The sequence below is a fragment of the Rhodococcus sp. P14 genome, from assembly GCF_000256505.1.
Classification (GTDB): domain Bacteria; phylum Actinomycetota; class Actinomycetes; order Mycobacteriales; family Mycobacteriaceae; genus Rhodococcus; species Rhodococcus ruber.
In genome coordinates, this window is sequence record NZ_AJFC01000186.1 from 1 (window position 1) to 4521 (window position 4521).

The window sequence follows — 4521 nt, forward strand, 5'->3', positions numbered from 1 at the left end:
ATGCGGGCGTGATGTCGGTGCGAGGGGCGAAGATTCGCGGGTGTCCGACGTGGTGACTCGCGGCGGTGGACGTTGGGTCCTGCACCTGGACCTCGACGCCTTCTTCGCCTCGGCCGAGCAACTGACCCGGCCGACCCTTCGGGGGCGACCGGTGCTCGTCGGCGGTCTCGGCGCGCGCGGCGTGGTCGCCGGGGCCAGCTACGAGGCTCGGGTCTTCGGGGCGCGGTCGGCGATGCCGATGAGCCGCGCGCGCCGGCTGGTGGGGCCCGCGGCGGTGGTGCTGCCGCCGCGGGGCGTGCTCTACCAGACCCTCAGTCACACCGTGTTCGAGGTGCTGCGCGAACAGATCCCCGTGCTCGAGACGCTGTCGCTCGACGAGGCGTTCGCCGAGCCCGCCGAACTCGCCGGCGCCGCGCACCGGGAGGTGGAAGGGTTCTGTGCGCGGCTGCGTGAACAGGTGCGGGACCGCACCGGTCTCGTCGCGTCCGTCGGCGCCGGCTCCGGCAAACAGATCGCCAAGATCGCCTCGGGCCTCGCCAAGCCCGACGGAGCGCTGGTCGTGCGGCCCGAGGAGGAGCTGACACTGCTGCACGGTCTGCCCGTGCGCAAGCTGTGGGGGATCGGTCCGGTGTCGGAGGAGCGGCTGCGCCGGCTGGGGATCGACACGATCGGGGACCTGGCGGCGCTGCCGGTCGCGGAGGCGGCGTCGATCCTGGGTGCGACGGTCGGTCCTGCGCTGCACCGGCTCGCCGGTGGGCACGACGATCGGCCGGTCCTCGAACGCGCCGACGCCAAGCAGGTCAGCGCCGAGACGACGTACCAGACCGACATCGTCACGCTCGCCGAGCTGCGACGCGCCGTCACCACCGCCGCCGACGCCGCGCACCGCCGGCTGCGGCGCGACGGTCGCGCCGCCCGGACCGTCGTGCTCAAGTTGCGCAAGGCCGACATGAGCATCCTCACCCGGTCGTCGACGTTGCCGTACGCCACCGAGGACGTGGCGACGCTCACGGCGGCGGCGCAGCGGCTCGTGCTCGATCCGCTCGAGATCGGCGCGATCCGCCTCGTCGGTGTCGGCCTCGCCGGGTTGTCCAGCATCCGGCAGGACTCGCTCTTTCCCGAGCTCGAGCAGGCCCCGGAGGGCACGGTGGAATCGTCGCCGCAGGTCCGGCCCGAGCGGGCCGCGCCGCCGGCGGGACCGCGGTGGCGTCCCGGCACGGACGTGCGGCATCCGGAATTCGGGCACGGCTGGGTGCAGGGCGCCGGACACGGCGTGGTGACGGTCCGCTTCGAGACCCGCTCGTCCGGACCGGGCCCAGCCCGCACCCTCGACGAGAACGATCCCGCCCTGTCCGAGGCCGATCCGCTCGCCGCACTCGGGTGAATGCGCGTGCCCCGCCGCTCTCAAAGTCTTCTTACTACCGCCGGGTACGCTTACGGGCGATCCGCTGTCCCGGTGGAGCATCCGCTGCTGGATGAACCGAGCACGGAATCCGTGCACGATCGAGAACGAGAAGGACGAGAACTTGAAGCTTCGCAAGATCACTGTCGCCACGGTGGCTGTGGCCGCCGCCCTCACGATGTCCGCCTGCAGCTCGGACGACGGAGGTAGCTCGACCTCGACCTCGGCGAAGACCACCACCAGCACCACGACGGCCGTCGCACAGTACCCGCCGGTGCCGACCGTCGAGGATCTCAACGCCATGCTGGCCAAGGCGTTCGACGAGACCGTCCCGGCCGAGGAGAAGGTGAACCTCGTGCAGGGCGCCGAGCAGGATCCGGCACTGATCGACCAGGTCGCCGCCGCCGCCGAGCAGGCCGGCGCGCAGATCACCGTCCTGGACGTCAACGACAACCAGAACGGCACGGTCACCGCCGGAATCGAGACCCTGCTGGCCGGTGCGCAGCAGCCCGCCGTCGGCACCGTCGACTTCGTCGCCGAGGACGGCGTGTGGAAGCTGTCGAAGAACAACGCCTGCGCCATCGTCGCGACCGCTCAGCTGCAGTCGCCCGCCTGCGCCTGACGAAGACCGACGCGGCGGCCGGGGCGGAGATTCCGCCCCGGCCGCCGTCGCGTCCGGCGGGCGCTCAGGACTGCCAGCGCACCCGGTCCACCAGGGTCTGTGCCAGGCGCGTGGTGCCCGCGGGATCGCTGTAGGCCTGTTCACCGCCGACAGTCAGATCTCCGGCGATCGGGAGCGGCCGGCCCAGGTCGATCGTCATCGTGCCCTCGCCTGTCATCTCGTACCGGTCGATGTTCAACTGGCCGGACCCGTTCGGCAGAGCCCAGGTGGACTCCCGTGGGGTCTGCGTGATGCGCAACTGCACGGTCAGCCGGTCGCCGTCCCGTTCGAGCAGGCTCGCGGTGGCGACCTGATCGAGCGCCATCCCGCTCATCACCTGCTGGTGGATCTCCCACACGGCACCCACGCCGATCTCGTCCTCGGGGAACGACACCATCCGGTACACGGCCTGGTAGAAGGCCTGTTCGACGGCCGAGCGGGCGATGTCCGCGGAGTCCGGGGTGGGGTCGAGCCGCAGCGCGCTCACCGCCCCGGACGGCGACATCGTCAGCCCCGCCTCGGATCCCTCGGCGGGACCGAGCGCCGCGGCGAGGGCCGCGTCCGGGGATGTCGCATCCGCGATCCGCAGGTCCACGAGGCTGCTCGGCGCGGTGTCCGACACGGCTTCGCCCACGGTTGCGGTGAGCGGCAACGTCAGTTCGGGGGTGGAGAAATCCTGCTCCGGCTGATCACCGATCGACTGGAAGACCTGCGAGGACGTCGTGAGCGCCACCTGCTGGGTTGTGCCGGCGGGCGGGGTGAGACGGATCCGGCTGCGCGGCTCGGCCCCCGGGTCCAGGACCACCGCGGTGACCGCGGCGACGGGCACCGTGACCTCCGTCGAGGTCGCCGTCGAGGCAGGGGCCGCGCCGTCGGCGGAGTTGCCACACCCGGCGAGAAGGGTGGTCAGGGACAGGGCCACACCGAGGGAGCGGGCCCTCGGGCGGGCGAATCTGGGCAGCACAGGCACGCACCCCAGGGTAGCCACGGCGGGCGGGGTGGCCGTCGTGCTCCTCCGATGGGGGATGATGACAAGGTGACCGACGACCCCACCGAGCACGATGCCCACCCCGACACCGTCGCGGAACCGAGTGCGTCGGCGCCGGCCGACTCCCCGGGGAAGGATGCGCCCGCGCCGGTCCGGCGACTGCGTGCGCTGCTCGCCCTCGCCGCGGTGGTCTTCGGCCTCGATCTGCTCACGAAGATCCTCGCGGTCCACTACATCGACCCGGCCGACCCGATCTCCGTCGTCGGGGACACGGTGACGTTGACGCTGGTGCGCAACCCGGGTGCCGCCTTCTCCATGGCGACCGGCATGACGTGGCTGCTGACCCTCGTCGCGGTCGCCGTCGTGGTGGGTGTGGTCCGGATCGGCCGCACGTTGCGGTCGGGGTGGTGGGCCCTGGGACTCGGACTCGTCCTCGGCGGAGCGCTGGGTAATCTGGTCGACCGGATCTTCCGGTCCCCGGGCCCGCTGCAGGGGCACGTCGTCGACTTCGTGTCCGTCGGCTGGTGGCCGGTGTTCAACGTCGCCGATTCCGCCATCGTCTGCGGCGCGATCCTGCTCGTCGCGCTGACCGTCTTCGGCATCGAACCGGACGGCTCACGCAAGACCGACTCCGCCCGCAGCAGCAGAAAGGAAGCACACCAGTGAGAGAAACCCGGGCGATGCCCGTCCCCGACGGGCTCGACGGGATGCGGGTCGACACGGGCCTGGCACGGCTGCTCGGCCTGTCGCGCACGGCGATCGCCGCCCTGACCGAGGAGGGTGCCGTCCTCGTCGACGGCGCCGCCGCGGGAAAGTCGGACCGGCTGTCCGCCGGTTCGTGGCTCGAGGTGGAACTGCCCGAGCCGCCGCGGCCGCTGACCATCGAGGCGACCCCGGTCGAGGGCATGGAGATCCTCTACGCGGACGACGACATCGTCGCGGTGGACAAGCCCGTGGGCGTCGCGGCGCACGCGAGCGTCGGCTGGACCGGACCGACCGTGATCGGCGGCCTGGCCGCAGCCGGGTTCCGGATCTCCACCTCCGGCGCCCACGAACGGCAGGGCATCGTCCACCGGCTCGACGTGGGAACCTCCGGAGTGATGGTCGTCGCGACGTCCGAGCGTGCCTACACGGTGCTCAAGCGGGCCTTCAAGCAGCGCACCATCGACAAGCGCTACCACGCCCTCGTGCAGGGACACCCCGATCCGAGCAGCGGCACGATCGACGCGCCGATCGGCCGGCACCGCAGCAGCGACTGGAAGTTCGCCGTCACCGCCGACGGCAAGCCCAGCATCACGCACTACGACACCGTGGAGGCGTTCCAGGCCGCGAGCCTGCTCGACATCCACCTCGAGACCGGCCGCACCCACCAGATCCGCGTGCACTTCTCGGCGCTGCGTCACCCCTGCTGCGGGGATCTGACCTACGGCGCCGACCCGCGCCTGGCGGAGCGGCTCCGGCTCGCACGCC

General features: G+C 71.8%; 5 protein-coding genes. 4 read left to right on the top strand and 1 reads right to left on the bottom strand.

All coding sequences use genetic code 11. From position 1 onward, the window contains the following. Positions 1–40: 40 nt before the first annotated feature. On the top strand, positions 41–1384 hold the full coding sequence (locus tag OEY_RS0113560; RefSeq protein ID WP_010594398.1) for a DNA polymerase IV: 1344 nt from the start codon (positions 41–43) through the stop codon (positions 1382–1384). A 91-nt stretch (positions 1385–1475) separates the two neighbouring features. Then, complete coding sequence (locus OEY_RS0113565; RefSeq protein WP_010594399.1) at positions 1476–2024, top strand: hypothetical protein; 549 nt, start codon at positions 1476–1478, stop codon at positions 2022–2024. Between the two features lie 64 nt (positions 2025–2088). Here the strand turns inward: OEY_RS0113565 and OEY_RS0113570 are convergent, their stop codons facing one another. Then, positions 2089–3033, bottom strand: a complete 945-nt coding sequence (locus tag OEY_RS0113570; RefSeq protein WP_371851031.1) for a hypothetical protein — start codon at positions 3031–3033, stop codon at positions 2089–2091. A 66-nt stretch (positions 3034–3099) separates the two neighbouring features. Here OEY_RS0113570 and lspA point away from each other — a divergent pair, with 66 nt between their 5' ends. Together lspA and OEY_RS0113580 are read left to right on the top strand one after the other, a co-directional pair. After that, on the top strand, positions 3100–3717 hold the full coding sequence (gene lspA, locus OEY_RS0113575; protein WP_010594402.1) for a signal peptidase II: 618 nt from the start codon (positions 3100–3102) through the stop codon (positions 3715–3717). 14 nt (positions 3718–3731) lie between these two features. Continuing rightward, on the top strand, positions 3732–4521 hold a 790-nt coding region (locus tag OEY_RS0113580; protein ID WP_010594403.1), incomplete at its 3' end, for an RluA family pseudouridine synthase.

Coding starts and splice junctions, on each gene's coding strand:
- OEY_RS0113565 (WP_010594399.1), top strand. CDS start 1,476: ATGAACCGAGCACGGAATCCGTGCACGATCGAGAACGAGAAGGACGAG.